At 49.0% G+C, this 15,203-nt stretch carries 15 protein-coding genes and 1 pseudogene; 14 read left to right on the forward strand and 2 right to left on the reverse strand.

Annotated elements, in window-relative coordinates; genetic code table 11:
* The first annotated feature begins 1 nt into the window (after position 1).
* The 9 genes from FFT88_RS02570 (at position 2) to FFT88_RS02610 (ending at position 7,271) form a co-directional block, all read left to right on the forward strand.
* A complete protein-coding gene (locus FFT88_RS02570; RefSeq protein WP_135405544.1) occupies positions 2-1,132 on the forward strand; it encodes a fimbrial protein in 1,131 nt (376 codons plus the stop codon).
* 83 nt (positions 1,133-1,215) lie between these two features.
* The gene (locus FFT88_RS02575; RefSeq protein ID WP_135405490.1) at positions 1,216-2,721 is read left to right on the forward strand and encodes a PstS family phosphate ABC transporter substrate-binding protein; all 1,506 of its coding nucleotides are present in this window, start codon (positions 1,216-1,218) and stop codon (positions 2,719-2,721) included.
* 25 nt (positions 2,722-2,746) lie between these two features.
* Positions 2,747-3,733: a PstS family phosphate ABC transporter substrate-binding protein gene (locus FFT88_RS02580; RefSeq protein WP_135405491.1), complete on the forward strand. Its 987-nt coding sequence runs from the start codon at positions 2,747-2,749 to the stop codon at positions 3,731-3,733.
* A gap of 21 nt (positions 3,734-3,754) precedes the next feature.
* Positions 3,755-4,159, forward strand: coding sequence for a hypothetical protein (locus FFT88_RS02585; RefSeq protein ID WP_135405492.1), 405 nt, complete (start codon positions 3,755-3,757; stop codon positions 4,157-4,159).
* A gap of 14 nt (positions 4,160-4,173) precedes the next feature.
* Positions 4,174-4,536 carry a hypothetical protein gene (locus FFT88_RS02590; protein WP_135405493.1) on the forward strand — a complete coding sequence of 121 codons (363 nt, stop codon included), beginning with the start codon at positions 4,174-4,176 and terminating at the stop codon, positions 4,534-4,536.
* 20 nt (positions 4,537-4,556) lie between these two features.
* Complete coding sequence (locus tag FFT88_RS02595; protein WP_135405494.1) at positions 4,557-5,021, forward strand: hypothetical protein; 465 nt, start codon at positions 4,557-4,559, stop codon at positions 5,019-5,021.
* Between the two features lie 158 nt (positions 5,022-5,179).
* The gene (locus FFT88_RS02600) at positions 5,180-5,890 is read left to right on the forward strand and encodes a hypothetical protein (RefSeq protein ID WP_135405495.1); all 711 of its coding nucleotides are present in this window, start codon (positions 5,180-5,182) and stop codon (positions 5,888-5,890) included.
* 2 nt (positions 5,891-5,892) lie between these two features.
* Positions 5,893-6,669, forward strand: a complete 777-nt coding sequence (locus FFT88_RS02605; protein ID WP_135405496.1) for a hypothetical protein — start codon at positions 5,893-5,895, stop codon at positions 6,667-6,669.
* Positions 6,670-6,671: 2 nt separating this feature from the next.
* Entirely contained in the window at positions 6,672-7,271 is a 600-nt protein-coding gene (locus FFT88_RS02610; protein WP_135405497.1) for a hypothetical protein, read from the forward strand.
* A 232-nt stretch (positions 7,272-7,503) separates the two neighbouring features.
* Here the strand turns inward: FFT88_RS02610 and glpD are convergent.
* Positions 7,504-9,008 (reverse strand): annotated as a pseudogene (glpD, locus tag FFT88_RS02615) (glycerol-3-phosphate dehydrogenase).
* A 189-nt stretch (positions 9,009-9,197) separates the two neighbouring features.
* On the opposite strand from glpD, the gene glpE reads away from it, so the two are divergent.
* Genes glpE through FFT88_RS02630 form a run of 3 tightly spaced genes read left to right on the forward strand, consistent with a single transcriptional unit; the run spans position 9,198 to position 11,174 of the window.
* Positions 9,198-9,524, forward strand: a complete 327-nt coding sequence (gene glpE / locus FFT88_RS02620) for a thiosulfate sulfurtransferase GlpE (protein ID WP_135405498.1) — start codon at positions 9,198-9,200, stop codon at positions 9,522-9,524.
* Positions 9,525-9,568: 44 nt separating this feature from the next.
* Positions 9,569-10,399, forward strand: coding sequence for a rhomboid family intramembrane serine protease GlpG (glpG, locus tag FFT88_RS02625; RefSeq protein WP_135405499.1), 831 nt, complete (start codon positions 9,569-9,571; stop codon positions 10,397-10,399).
* A 16-nt stretch (positions 10,400-10,415) separates the two neighbouring features.
* A complete protein-coding gene (locus FFT88_RS02630) occupies positions 10,416-11,174 on the forward strand; it encodes a DeoR/GlpR family transcriptional regulator (RefSeq protein ID WP_021550071.1) in 759 nt (252 codons plus the stop codon).
* Here the strand turns inward: FFT88_RS02630 and rtcR are convergent.
* Positions 11,156-12,754 carry a DNA-binding transcriptional regulator RtcR gene (gene rtcR, locus FFT88_RS02635; RefSeq protein WP_135405500.1) on the reverse strand — a complete coding sequence of 533 codons (1,599 nt, stop codon included), beginning with the start codon at positions 12,752-12,754 and terminating at the stop codon, positions 11,156-11,158. The two genes, FFT88_RS02630 and rtcR, sit on opposite strands and share 19 nt — an antisense overlap.
* Positions 12,755-12,940: 186 nt before the next feature.
* Here rtcR and rtcB point away from each other — a divergent pair, with 186 nt between their 5' ends.
* Positions 12,941-14,167 carry an RNA-splicing ligase RtcB gene (gene rtcB / locus FFT88_RS02640; protein ID WP_135405501.1) on the forward strand — a complete coding sequence of 409 codons (1,227 nt, stop codon included), beginning with the start codon at positions 12,941-12,943 and terminating at the stop codon, positions 14,165-14,167.
* 3 nt (positions 14,168-14,170) lie between these two features.
* On the forward strand, positions 14,171-15,187 hold the full coding sequence (gene rtcA / locus FFT88_RS02645; protein WP_135405545.1) for an RNA 3'-terminal phosphate cyclase: 1,017 nt from the start codon (positions 14,171-14,173) through the stop codon (positions 15,185-15,187).
* Positions 15,188-15,203: the final 16 nt, after the last annotated feature.

The raw sequence follows: 15,203 nt of genomic DNA on the forward strand, positions 1-15,203 counted from the left end.
GATGCTTACTTATTTTCGGGGAAATATAAAAGCAATTTGTATATTGTTTGTTCTTTTAGTCAGTAGCTGCTATAACATCGTATATGCTGAAGATATGGGACGGGATCGTGCTTTTTGTTATCCTGGTTCACCAGGTAATAATACTACCCCTGCGACATTTTCTTATAATTTTGGTACGGTGACTGTCTCAGATGTTAATAATAATTCGCCTGGGACAGTATTGCCAGCACAGAACTGGAAAATAGGGCGTTACAAGGCTTATTGTAATTCATTGGATGATTATGAAATTTATTTTACAGCTACATCTGGCATAGATCCGTCAGGCGCATCTGGTGATCATCAGGGGAGCGATATATTTATCCCTTTGACTCATGAAATATCTGTCTCGACACATATAAAACTCTATAATAAAAATGGCACAATGACAGATAAGACAGTACCTTTTGACAATTATAGCACCAATTATCCAGCAGACAGAAGTAAACCAGATAATTGGTCCTCCGGAACAGAAGGTTATATAAAAATCAGACTTGATAAAAAAATAATATCTGATATTTCAATAAATAACATACAACTGGTTTCTTTGTATGTCAGCCAGTTCCCAACAGAGCACGGGCCAATTCCCGTATTTAATGCTTATATTGGCAACTTAAATATTGAGGTTCCACAAGGCTGCACAATTAATGAGGGCACTAGCTTTACCGTTAATATGCCGGATGTTTGGGCCAGTGAGTTAAGTCGTGCTGGCGCCGGAGCAAAGCCAACAGGTGTTTCTCCAGTTGCAACCACTATTCCGATAAATTGTACGAATAAGGATATTGATGCCGTAATGACGCTGGTTTTTGATGGCAATATCTCATCAACGAGAGATGTTAATGGTCGGCAAAGCATTATTCAGGCGGAGGATAACCCAGACGTTGGCATTATGATTATGGATAGCCAACAGGAATCCGTAGACTTGAACGCCCTTGCTGCGCATGTTGGTGTGCCATTTAAGTTAATTGAAAACCGAGCTGAGTCAGCTCAGACGGCAGACGTGACTTTTCTGTCTCTCCCCGTCAGTACCACAGGGCGACTGCCTGCTGCGGGTCGTTATAATGCCCTGGCTGTTTTGCGGGTGGAATACCAGTGATGTATGAGTCAGTGCAGAAACGGATTAGCCCGCTTTTAGCCATCGGTGCAAAATAAAGCACAGTAACAGCAAGGATGAATAATATGCAAAACGGAAAATGGATTTTGACCTCGCTGGTAATGACTTTTTTCGGCATCCCCATACTGACGCAATTTTTGGCAGCGGTTGTTGCCATGCTGGGGGCCGGGCTTGCCGCCATTCTTGAAGTTTGCAATTTACTCTTCACGCCAACAATTTACCTTCTGCTTAACATTTTTATGTTGGCGCTGGGTGCGATAATGCTATTTTTCTCGGGGCGAGTATGGGCGGGCGATAGTGCACCAGAAAAAAGAGAAATAGCCGCCTGGCGGCAATGTCTTTTTTTAGTTCCCGCTTTATTAACCTTGGTTTGCTGGATAATCACGCTGCATCTGGCAGATTATCAATTTCGCCAGATGGGATCAGGTTGGTTGGCAGACCTTATGCTCCCCTGGCTGGGCGTTTTGTTAGTCTCATTAGTCGGTGGTGAGTACTGGTGGGTAGTCATTATTCCCGTTGGGGCGCATATCAGTTTTTCGCTGGGATACAGCTGGCCAACCAGACATTCTTTAACCGGCACATCCGGGCTACGTTGCCGTAATTCTCTCCTGTTTATCCTTTTCATGCTTGGTTTTATCGCTGGTTATCAGGCTCATTTATATAAAGAACTTAATCCAGGCGTTGGTGTGCGCGAAAATATTGATACCAGAGCCTGGCAACCCGATAAACTCAATAATCAACTGACGCCACTGCGTGGTAAACCGCAAATTCAGTTCACGCAAAACTGGCCGCGACTCGATGGCGCCACGGCAGCGTACCCAATTTATGCTTCTGCCTTTTATGCGTTAAGCGTAATACCAGAGGATTTTCACGTCTGGGAATATCTGGATAACTCTCGTACCCCCGAAGCATATAATAAGATTGTTAAAGGTGATGCCGATATTATCTTTGTGGCTCAACCTTCCGGTGGGCAGAAAAAACGCGCAGGGGAATCGGGCGTCACTTTGAACTACACACCTTTCGCCCGTGAAGCGTTTGTTTTCATCGTCAATGCGGATAACCCGGTTAATTCCCTGACTGAACAACAAGTGCGTGACATCTTCAGTGGCGCAATTACCAACTGGCGCACGGTTGGCGGTAATGATCAGGAGATCCAGTCCTGGCAACGCCCGGAAGACTCTGGCAGTCAGACGGTGATGCAATCACAGGTTATGAAAAATGTCCGCATGATCTCACCACAGGAAACTGAGGTGGCTAGCATGATGGGAGGAATGATTAAAGTTGTTGCCGAATACCGTAATACAAACAACGCAATAGGCTACACCTTCCGCTATTACGCGACGCAAATGAATGCTGACAAAAATATCAAATTATTATCGATTAACGGTATTACACCGACTGCGGAAAACATCCGTAACGGCAAATATCCGTATATCGTCGATGCCTTTATGGTAACGCGGGAAAATACGACGTCAGAGACACAAAAATTGGTGGAATGGTTTTTAACTCCGCAAGGGCAGAGCCTGGTGGAAGATGTGGGATATGTGCCGATGTATCCAACAATGAAATAACCCTCGAGGGAAAGGAATCAGCGCGATGAATAAATTCACAGGCGTTTTACTGTTAGGTGCAGTATTACTGGCGGGATGCGCCGACCGGGAAGGGTACTATAACAGCGTCAGGGAAGAAGAGAGCCATGGCCTGACGTCTCTGCGGGGACAGCCTGAATTCCGTTACAGCGAAGATTGGACAAGATGGCCGAGAGTGTACGGTGCAACAGCTTTATACCCGCTGTATGCTTCTGCATATTATGAATTAGTACCGGAGCCGAAAGATGCGGATCAAACCTCGCTGGCCTGGCAGGCGTATGGTTTACAGCAAACCCGAACAGCTGAATCCTACGATAGTCTGATTAAAGGTACTGCGACAGTTATTTTTGTCGCGCAACCTTCTGAAGGGCAGAAAAAACGTGCAGAAGAAGCGGGCGTTAAGCTGAAATATACCGCGTTTGCCCGCGAAGCCTTTGTCTTTATCGTTGATATCAAAAACCCGGTTAATTCACTTAGCGAACAGCAGGTCAAAGACATTTTTAGCGGTAAAGTGAGTCGCTGGAATAAAGTGGGTGGCAGTGACGACCGCATAAAAGTCTGGCAGCGGCCAGAAGATTCTGGAAGCCAAACTGTTATGAAGGGACTGGTTATGCAAGATACTCCAATGCTGCCAGCCAAAAAATCCACTGTTATCGATCTTATGGGTGGTTTAATTACCGAAGTCGCCGACTACCAAAATACGCCGTCTTCCATTGGATACACCTTCCACTATTACATCACACGTATGAATGACAATATGCTCAAAATGCGCAAACAGATCAAACTGCTGGCTATAAATGGCGTTGCGCCTACAGAGGAAAATATCCGTAACGGCACTTATCCGTATATAATTGATGCTTATATGGTGACGCGCGAAAACCCCACGCCGGAAACGCAGAAATTCGTCGATTGGTTTTTAAGCCCACAGGGACAGCAATTGGTAGATGATGTGGGCTATGTGCCGCTGTATAAAACGTTATCCGATATTAAATAATAAAGTAAACAGGGGGCAGATATGGATATGAAGATTTTATTACCTATCAGCAGTTGCTTACTCTTTCTTCCTGAGAGTAATGCTGCACACCAGAGTATTTCACCACTCTTCCAGCATTACACATTAGCTTGTGAAAGAGAGCAAATTAACCCCGGGATTAACTTATCTGATTATTATTCAGAAAATGAATTTGACTTGTACCAATATTATGCTTTTCGTTGTCCGGATATAGAGAATCAAGTCAGAGGACCATCAGTTTCTGTTTTATTGAGAGTGAGAGCGAAAAGTCCGTTTGAGGACAGGTTAAATATTTCAACATCATATGCAGTTTACCCTGATTATAATATCGATAAATCAATTGACTGGAGTGACGATGGCAACAGGGAGAAATCAACGCTAAACGACTCTGTTAATGTTACTCAATAAAGATACTAAAAATTATGCTAAAGCGATTATTTGCTATTATCCTGATTTTATCTGTGCCGGGGTGTTCTGTTGTTGACACATCCCTGGAGAAAAATGATTTGTATAATTTATCAGTGTATGAAGATAATATTGGTGGCGCTTCAGTATTAGTAACAGTTTTCGCAAATCATGGTAATAGTGCATTGGTTGTCAGGAAAATAGTACAAAGTAGAACAGCATCCTCCACAATAAATATTCATGTTTATTTATCATTACCTATGTTTGCGGATAAAGGAAGCCCCAGCCAAATTTCTTATAGTGTAATAGTGCCAGCGGACATCAATAAAGTTACTATAGGTGATGATGAGCAAATCATCTGGGTAAGATCGAATGAGTAAAAGTGACCAGGTTTATATACATGAAACAAATAATAGAAAAAGCTTTAACAGTTTTGCTTATGATTTACGCCGGATCCGCAGCTGCCGAAGGCAAAGTGAACGATTTATGCCACATAGGTAATCGCGTAGATAAACTAGAGATTACAAATTATCCGCAGGGATACACTTCGCCAGTTTCAATTGATGAGGGACGGCTGAATGAAATTTATAAATACAAGATTGAAATCACTCATCTTGACGATAAAGAAAGTAAAAAGATTGTTGAGCTATTACAGATGGATTATGCTGAACAAGAGGGAAATGTTACTGATCTGAGGTGGCGCGTGAATATCACCTCATATCAAAATAAAAAATGTGATATCTATTTTGATGGTTTTGGTTTATGTGGGAAAATTAATGGTGAGAATGTCTGCTTCAGGCATAACGAAATGATTCGATGGATAGAGTCCCATATTTCTGTGTTTCTACATAGCGTTAATGAATGAACGTTATGAACCAATGGATTTATCAATAAGCCCTTGACATTATCAATAGCCTTGCACAGTTTTTTATCATTGATTGCACGGAGTTTGAATGAATATCATCTGTGGAATTGATTTATCCTGACAGCCTAAACTGTCAGTTAATAATAAAGGACAACCAAATGGAATTAGTTGATACATTATTTGCAAGCCTCTCCGGTACCGATCCTTTCACTGGTGCGGATATTACAATTGCCAATTGCAAATCGGCATACTGGGATGAAGGCATTATTCAGCAACTCATTAACCAGGTCCTGGACGAAGGGGAAAAGTTCGCCGGTGCTGCCGGTCTTGAGGGATTATCTCGATATGATGTCACATTAAATATTGGTTTAACGTCCAGAAATGTCTGGCCGGGATTTTACCTCGATACCGCCACTATCAGCCGTCTTAGTGCCTGTGGTGCTGACTTTGGATTTGACCCCTATATCAGTGATGTACCCGATGTTCAATGTGACCTGAACACAACAAATGACTTCACCGTTCATTTTACGGCGATGCTAAACCCGGATGAGCGGGTGATCATAGCAAAGCGCCCGCTTAAAAAATGTGATTCCTTGATTGAGGATGTCTATATCTTTCAGGTGTTTAAAGAAGCCTGGAGATTTCATAGCGATAACAACTTACGCGGATTTCGCGATAAGCAGGCCGAACTGAAACTCTACGCTCGGCATTACACAGTGGAAAATTGCACTGAAGATAGTTGTCGGGACTGCAATTATTGTATTCGTCCCAGCTTTTTCCTCTCTCGTAGTGCCATTATTCGCCTGAACGCGGCGAATGCTCGTTTTGTTTATCAACCGTTTACACGCGACCAGCGGGCGAGGGGGTAATTATGCAACCCAGCCCCGCCATGCAGGCATTAATTGAGCAGATATATTACACCTTTCGCCGTTATCCGGTGCCGAAGCAATTTGTGGTTTGTTGTGAATATTGCCTGAGTCAGCAGGAACAAAAGGCATTACGGAATACATCGTTACGAGCGATCCCTTATTCTTTAATCAATGCCTGGAATAGTAGTCCTGGTCCTGATCCGCAAAACAGCGATGAAGTCCGTTATTTTCTGCCGCGTCTACTGGAATTTGTTGCGCAGGGGTATTTTGACAATATTCACGAAGTCTTTTCTCTGCGCCGTATCAACCTGGCTAATAAAGCAAACTGGCGTGCGGATGAACTGGCGATATTGCAGCAATTTGCCTGCCAGTATATGGCTGATTGGGTATCTGGCGATGAAGCTGTCGAATTACAGTACATGCTGGAAATGTTTTTCCGTGCCGATATCGCCCTTGCGCCATTGCTTGATGCCGTTATCTCTGTACCCGGTTACCAGCCCACAGTGTCAGTGGCATGTTTACTGTGGCATAACAGGGAAGAGAATATCCAGAATAGTAGCTTTGAGCAGGATGATGACGATAAAGCTATTACCGCCCAAATCAATACCTGGGCTGACAACAATCAATCCATCCTGAAAGAACGCTCGCGGCAAGCGATTGAGAACCCGCTTAGGCAGCCTGAACAGGGCACACGATATCAGGTCTGGGAAGATGACTGGATGATTGATGAGTGTTTATGCGCGATGTATGACGCATCATCCGAATCACCAGGGCAATGAAGATGAATAAAATCAGACTTTATATTCCACCGCTAATTCTCGGCTTTGTTATTGTGCCGTTGTTGGTGTGGCCGACGGTGGTTGCGCTGGCTGCTTTTGGTATCACGCTGAGTTTTCTGATGGAAATACTGTTCTCAATCCCGCTCATGCACAGGCGTATTTCCCTTCTGCAATTACAACTATGGTTATCGGCTGAATATGCGCTTTTCTTCTGTGCAATGGTGGGCGTTGGTTGGCAATTTGCGCGCAGAACACCACCTGAATTGAAAAGCAGACTGCATTGTTGGCTGGTATTTGCACCAGTTTATTTCTGGTTGCTCCTGTGGAATATCATTTTTTATGTCGCGCCAGCGCAAATTGCTTTGCTGGAAAATATGCGCAGTTTCTTTCTGACAGTCGTCTGGCTCCCACTGAATTTTTCGCCATTTTGGTCCCAACCGTGGACTGGCTTTGTCGGCCCGATAAGTGCACAGCTTGGTTTTGCGTTGGGATATTATTGCCAGTGGCGTAGCAAAAATAGAAGCCAGAGGAAGAAGTGGGGCGAGTGGGTAATGTGTCTGAGTTTTGTTACGTTGGGTATGATTGCGTGGGCTTTGCGGTAATTCCTTGAATCAATAAGTAGGTTAGATTGAAATTTGACCTCAGATAGTTGACGAAGTGCGCTTTGTTCATGCCGGATGCGGCGTGAACCCCTTATTCGGCCTACAAAATCATGCAAATTCAATATATTGCATAAATCACGTAGTCCTGATAAGCGTAGCGCATCAGGCAGTTTTTTTGTTTATCATCAGTCTCAGGTCAGATTGAAATCTGACCTGACCACCTTACGTTAATTTACGACGCCAGCGACAACTTCTGCTGCGTATACTCCACCAGCCACTGACTCACACGAGACTGTTGTTCCGCATTCAGCCACATGCCTTGTTTTGTGCGACGCCACAGGGCATCGTCGGCGCGACGGACCCATTCGTGGTCGACCAGATATTTCAGTTCCGCTTCGTAGAACTCATGACCGAAATCCTCCCCGAGGTCGCTTATCGCCCCCGCATTGCCGAGCAGCAGTTCGCTGTTGCTGCCGTAAGTGCGCGCATAATGACGTGCCAGCGATTCGGTCAGGAATGGGTAACGGCGGCGCAAACGCGCGGCATAATCGTCGCGGTCGCCTTCAATGGCACCACCCGGCAGCACGCTCTCTTTCGTCCACGCCGGGCCAATACCCTGATAATACGGCGTTAGTTTTTCCAGCGCATGTTCCGCCAGTTTGCGGTAGGTGGTCAGCTTACCGCCGAATACCGACAGCAGCGGTGCTTTGCCGTTTTCATCATGGATATCAAGGGTGTAATCACGGGTAATAGCCTGCGGCGAGTCGGACTCATCATCACACAGCGGACGCACACCGGAGTAGGTCCAGACGATATCGTCACGGCTTAGCTGCTTTTTAAAGTGCGTGTTATACACTTTCAGCAGGTAATTGATTTCACTCTCTTCAATCTTCACTGCTTTTGGATCGCCTTTGTATTCCACATCGGTGGTGCCGATGATGGAAAACTCGTCCATCCATGGGATCACGAACACAATACGTTTATCTTCGTTTTGCAGAATGTAGGCTTGCTTCTGGGTATGCACGCGTGGCACCACAATATGGCTGCCTTTGATCAGGCGAATGCCATAAGGCGAAGGCAGATGCATCCCATCGTCGAAGAACTGCTTCACCCACGGGCCGGTGGCGTTCACCAGGCCGCGTGCCTGCCAGCTGTATTTTTTACCGGTATCGATATCTTCCGCTTCCACAATCCACAGGCCGTTTTCGCGGCGAGCAGAAGTGGCACGAGTACGAGTAAGCACTTCGCCGCCTTTACGCACCACCATCTGGGCGTTGGCGAGTACCAGACGGGCGCGTCAACCCAACAGTCGGAATATTCGAATCCGCGCTTAATTTCCGGTTTTAACACTGAGTTTGCGCCAAAACGCAAACCGGTTGATCCCGGCAGGCTGGTGCGTTTACCCAGATGATCGTACATAAACAGACCAATCCGAATCATCCACGCCGGGCGCAGATGCGGACGATGCGGCAGGCGAAAACGCATCGGGAAGGCGATATGCGGCGCCATTTTCAGCAGCACTTCACGTTCGGCCAGCGCCTCGCTGACCAGTCGGAATTCATAGTGCTCAAGGTAGCGCAGGCCACCGTGAATGAGTTTTGAACTGGCGGAGGAGGTCGCGCAAGCGAGATCCTGGGCTTCCAGCATCAGCACGGATAAACCGCGTCCAGCGGCGTCTGCCGCGATACCAGCACCATTGATGCCGCCACCTATCACAATCAGATCTTTGGTTTCCATGCTGCCCTCATTCACTTTCGTTAAAGCTCATAAATGTTCGTTATCGAACATATTAGCAAAGAATCGCGCTTTGGGTAACATTGAAAAAACATTTTAGAGTGATATGTATAACATTATGGCGTTTATCTGCCGCTTCGACGTAAACTGTGCGGTAAATTTGCCCACTTGTTTGTAAAGAAAGAGAGACGCATGGATCAGTTCGAATGTATTAACGTTGCCGACGCGCACCAGAAGTTGCAGGAAAAAGAGGCGGTGCTGGTCGATATTCGCGATCCACAAAGTTTCGCAATGGGGCATGCGGCGGAGGCTTTCCATTTGACTAACGACACGCTGGGCGCGTTTATGCGTGATAACGACTTCGATACACCGGTGATGGTGATGTGTTACCACGGTAATAGCAGCAAAGGCGCGGCGCAGTATCTGCTGCAACAGGGCTACGATGTGGTCTACAGCATCGATGGCGGCTTTGAAGCCTGGCAGCGTCAGTTTCCTGCAGAGGTGGCGTACGGCGCGTAACGCTTTATACTGTCCCCTTTTGTGTGGAATAAGCGACAGCAACGATGTTGATGATTACCTCTTTTGCTAACCCCCGCGTGGCGCAGGCGTTTGTTGATTATATGGCGACGCAGGGTGTTATCCTCACGATTCAACAACATAACCAAAGCGATGTCTGGCTGGCGGATGAGTCCCAGGCCGAGCGCGTGCGGGCGGAGCTGGCGCGTTTTCTCGAAAACCCGGCAGATCCGCGTTATCTGGCGGCGAGCTGGCAGGCGGGCCATACCGGCAGTGGCCTGCATTATCGCCGTTATCCTTTCTTTACTGCCTTGCGTGAACGCGCAGGTCCGGTGACCTGGGTGATGATGATTGCCTGCGTGGTGGTGTTTATTGCCATGCAAATCCTTGGCGATCAGGACGTGATGCTATGGTTGGCCTGGCCATTCGATCCGACGCTGAAATTTGAGTTCTGGCGCTACTTCACCCATGCGTTAATGCATTTCTCACTAATGCATATCCTCTTTAACTTGCTCTGGTGGTGGTATCTCGGCGGTGCGGTGGAAAAACGCCTCGGCAGCGGTAAGCTAATTGTCATTACTCTCATTAGCGCCCTGTTAAGTGGCTATGTGCAGCAAAAATTCAGCGGGCCGTGGTTTGGCGGGCTTTCTGGCGTGGTGTATGCGCTGATGGGCTACGTCTGGCTACGTGGCGAACGCGATCCGCAAAGTGGCATTTACCTGCAACGTGGGTTAATTATCTTTGCGCTGATCTGGATTGTCGCCGGATGGTTTGATTTGTTTGGGATGTCGATGGCGAATGGAGCACACATCGCCGGGTTAGCCGTGGGTTTAGCGATGGCTTTTGTTGATTCGCTCAATGCGCGAAAACGAAAATAATTCCAGGGATTTATAAATGAAACAAACACAACGTCACAACGGTATTATCGAACTGGTTAAACAGCAGGGTTATGTCAGTACCGAGGAACTGGTGGAGCACTTCTCCGTCAGCCCGCAGACTATTCGCCGTGACCTCAACGAGCTGGCGGAGCAAAACCTGATCCTGCGCCATCATGGCGGCGCGGCGCTGCCTTCCAGTTCGGTTAACACGCCGTGGCACGATCGCAAGGCCACTCAGACCGAAGAAAAAGAGCGCATCGCCCGTAAAGTGGCGGAGCAAATCCCCAACGGCTCGACGCTGTTTATCGATATTGGCACCACGCCGGAAGCGGTGGCGCACGCGCTGCTTAATCACAGCAATTTGCGCATTGTCACCAACAATCTCAACGTTGCTAACACGTTGATGGTGAAAGACGATTTTCGCATCATTCTCGCCGGTGGCGAATTACGCAGCCGCGATGGTGGGATCATTGGCGAAGCGACGCTCGATTTTATCTCCCAGTTCCGTCTGGACTTTGGCATTCTGGGGATCAGCGGCATCGATAGCGACGGCTCGCTGCTGGAGTTCGATTACCACGAAGTTCGCACCAAACGCGCCATTATTGAGAACTCGCGTCACGTTATGCTGGTTGTCGATCACTCGAAATTTGGCCGTAATGCGATGGTCAATATGGGTAGCATCAGCATGGTTGATGCCGTCTACACCGACGCCCCGCCGCCAGCGGGCGTGATGCAGGTGCTGACGGACCATCATATTCAACTGGAGCTCTGCTGATCCTGCATCGCTTCCCACGTCAGACCAAAACGCGCCAGGTATTTGCGTAGCCGATCCGCGTCATTGACGCTGGCTTTGCCCTGGCGCGAAACATCAAAAAGCTGTCGTCCGGCAGCAGAAAGCGACTTTGCCTGGCGGCAGATAGCTATTACGTGTTCCAGTTGCAGCCGATCAAAGAGGTCGATGTTTTCCGCTTCAGCGCCCAGCAGCTGTGCAAGCACGGAGGGGCTGCTCTCCTGCCAGTTATAGCGCAGACGGTTTATCTCATCTTCAACCACTTCCAGAGTAATGCGTCCGCTAGTGGCAAAGGTTGCCATTCGCGTGACGCTGGCAGAAAGCTCGCGAAAGTTACCGCGCCATGTTGCCTGGGGAGATGTCGCAAAGGCTAGCCAGGCGCGCCGCGCTTCGGTGTTAAAACGCACGCTGTCGCCGGTGAGTGAGGCGTGGCGCTCCACTTCATAATCCAGGTTAGGTTCAATATCTTCCTGGCGCTGGCGCAGCCCCGGTAGGGTGAAGGTCCAGAGATTGATCCGCGCGTATAGATCTTCGCGAAATTTGCCTTCGGCAACCAGCTGGCGTAAATCGCGCACCGTTCCGGCGATGAGCTGAAAATCACTGCTCACCTGGCGATCGCTGCCAAACGGGTAAAAGGTTTTCTCTTCAATGGCTTTCAGCAGCATTGCCTGTTCGTCTGCGCCCAGTTCGCCAATCTCATCAAGAAACAACATTCCGCCGTTGGCGCTGCGTAATAAACCTTCACGCGATTCCCGCGCCCCGGTAAACGCGCCTTTCACATGACCAAACAGCGTCGACATGGCGGTATCGCCGCGCAGGGTGGCGCAGTTCACTTCCACAAACGCGCCGCTAAACTGATGCCGCGCCTGTTTTAACTCGAAGATGCGTCGCGCCAGAAACGACTTACCTGCACCGGTCGGGCCGTTAAGCAGGATCGGTGCGCGGGATTTGATCGCCACTTTTTCGATCTGCTCAATCATGCGGTTGAAGTGGGGGTTACGCGTGGCAATGCCGGATTTGAGGAAATCAAGCGTTTGCTGGCGTTCCTCGGCAAAGCGGCTGGCGATGGCGTTATAACGGCTTAAATCGAGATCGATAATCGTCACCGCGCCTGGACTATCGGGCTGCTCTTTTTTGCGCGGAGGCGAGGTCTGCGCCAGCCGGGCGGGCAGGTAACGCGCTTCCGCCAGCAGAAACCAGCAAATCTGCGCGACGTGGGTGCCGGTGGTGATGTGAATTAAATAGTCTTCTTCTTCTGGCTGAAACTCGTAACCACGAGCGAAATCATGCAGGCAGGCGTAAACCTCTTCGAAATCCCACGGGTTATGCAGCTCAATCTCAACGCCCACTACTTCTGTTTCTGGCGAAACGCTGGCGATATCGCGTTTAAGTGTTTCAAACAGCGAGCGCGAGCGGGCGTCGTGCAACAATTCCAGTCGATCGATGACCAACGATTCTTGCTGGCATAAACAGAGCGTCGGACGCCATTTTGACCAGCGCTGACTGCCGCGCCCGGCATAATCCAGCACCGTTCCGACAAAGCCAAAGGCCACTGTTTTACGCATCTTAGATATCCTTATAAAAGACGATATTTCATTATCGGTAAATTGGCTTTGCGGAAAATCTCCGTTTACGGACGTAAAGATTTAACCTATTTAAAAACAATGAATTAAAAAATTAACCTGCATATTTAATTTTCTGGCACGACGGTTGCAATTATCAGGACATACCAACGAAAAGAGAAAAATAAAATGAATTACGAATTACTGACCACTGAAAATGCCCCGATAAAAATGTGGACCAAAGGCGTGCCGGTAGAAGCCGATGCGCGTCAGCAACTTATTAATACGGCGAAGATGCCGTTTATTTTCAAACATATTGCGGTAATGCCTGATGTACACCTGGGTAAAGGTTCCACCATTGGTAGCGTGATCCCGACCAAAGGGGCGATTATTCCGGCGGCGGTGGGCGTGGATATCGGTTGTGGAATGAACGCACTGCGTACCGCGTTAACGGCGGCAGACCTGCCTGAAAACCTGGCGGAGCTGCGTCAGGCAATTGAAACGGCCGTGCCGCATGGGCGTACCACTGGCCGTTGTAAACGTGATAAAGGCGCATGGGAAAATCCGCCTGTTAACGTCGATGCGAAATGGGCTGAGCTTGAAGCCGGTTATCAGTGGTTAACGCAAAAATATCCGCGTTTCCTTAACACTAACAACTATAAACACCTGGGAACGTTGGGAACGGGTAACCACTTTATTGAAATCTGCCTTGATGAGTCGGACCAGGTGTGGATTATGCTGCACTCCGGTTCACGCGGAATTGGTAATGCCATCGGGACTTACTTTATCGATCTGGCGCAAAAAGAGATGCAGGAAACGCTTGAAACATTGCCGTCGCGTGATCTGGCGTACTTTATGGAAGGTACGGAATACTTTGATGATTACCTGAAAGCCGTGGCCTGGGCGCAGCTTTTTGCCAGCCTTAACCGCGATGCGATGATGGAAAACGTGGTAACGGCGTTGCAGAGCATTACGCAGAAAACGGTAAGACAGCCACAAACGCTGGCGATGGAAGAGATCAACTGTCACCACAACTATGTGCAAAAAGAACAGCACTTTGGTGAAGAGATCTACGTGACGCGTAAAGGCGCGGTGTCTGCGCGTGCTGGTCAATATGGAATTATTCCAGGGTCGATGGGAGCAAAAAGCTTTATCGTCCGTGGGCTGGGAAATGAAGAGTCGTTCTGTTCGTGCAGCCACGGTGCCGGGCGGGTTATGAGCCGTACCAAAGCGAAAAAACTGTTCAGCGTGGAAGATCAAATTCGTGCCACCGCGCATGTGGAATGCCGTAAAGATGCCGAAGTGATCGACGAAATCCCGATGGCGTATAAAGATATTGATGCGGTGATGGCGGCACAAAGCGATCTGGTGGAAGTTATCTACACCCTGCGTCAGGTGGTGTGCGTAAAAGGATAAATGATGAAAAGGATGATTGCGCTGGATGGCGCACAGGGCGAAGGCGGCGGGCAGATCCTGCGCTCGGCGCTGAGCCTGTCTATGATAACCTGCCAGCCATTTACCATCACCGGCATTCGTGCCGGGCGGGCGAAACCGGGGCTGTTGCGCCAGCATCTGACCGCGGTAAAAGCGGCTGCGGAAATTTGCGGAGCAACGGTGGAAGGCGCGGAGCTGGGGTCGCAGCACCTGCTCTTCCGGCCTGGCACCGTGCGCGGCGGCGATTACCGCTTTGCTATCGGTAGTGCCGGAAGCTGTACGCTGGTGCTGCAAACGGTGCTGCCCGCGCTGTGGTTTGCCGATGGACCTTCGCGTGTTGAAGTGAGCGGCGGTACCGATAACCCGTCGGCCCCGCCTGCGGATTTTATCCGCCGGGTGCTGGAGCCGCTGTTGACGAAAATGGGAATTCATCAGCAAACCACGCTGTTGCGTCACGGTTTTTATCCTGCCGGAGGCGGCGTGGTGGTGACGGAAGTCTCGCCGGTGGCATCGTTTAACACATTGCAACTTGGCGAGCGCGGGAACATTGTGCGGATGCGTGGTGAGGTGCTACTGGCTGGTGTGCCGCGCCATGTTGCTGAGCGTGAAATTGCTACACTGGCGGGGAGTTTTTCCCTGCATGAGCAGAATATTCATAGCCTGCCGCGCGACCAGGGGCCGGGTAATACCGTCTCGCTTGAAGTCGAAAGTGAAAATATCACCGAACGCTTTTTTGTCGTCGGTGAAAAGCGCGTCAGTGCCGAGGTGGTCGCGGCACAGTTAGTGAAAGAGGTGAAACGCTACCTGGCAAGCCCGGCGGCGGTGGGGGAATATCTCGCTGACCAGCTGGTTCTGCCGATGGCGCTGGCGGGCGCGGGACAATTTACGGTCGCCCATCCCTCATGCCATCTGCTGACCAATATTGCCGTGGTGGAGCGTTTCTTGCCCGTGCAGTTCAGTCTGACAGAAACAGACGGCGTAACGCGAGTGAGCGTTGAATGATGCAGAGATGTAAGCC

This window comes from Escherichia sp. E4930 (genome assembly GCF_005845405.1).
In the GTDB taxonomy this organism is placed as follows: domain Bacteria; phylum Pseudomonadota; class Gammaproteobacteria; order Enterobacterales; family Enterobacteriaceae; genus Escherichia.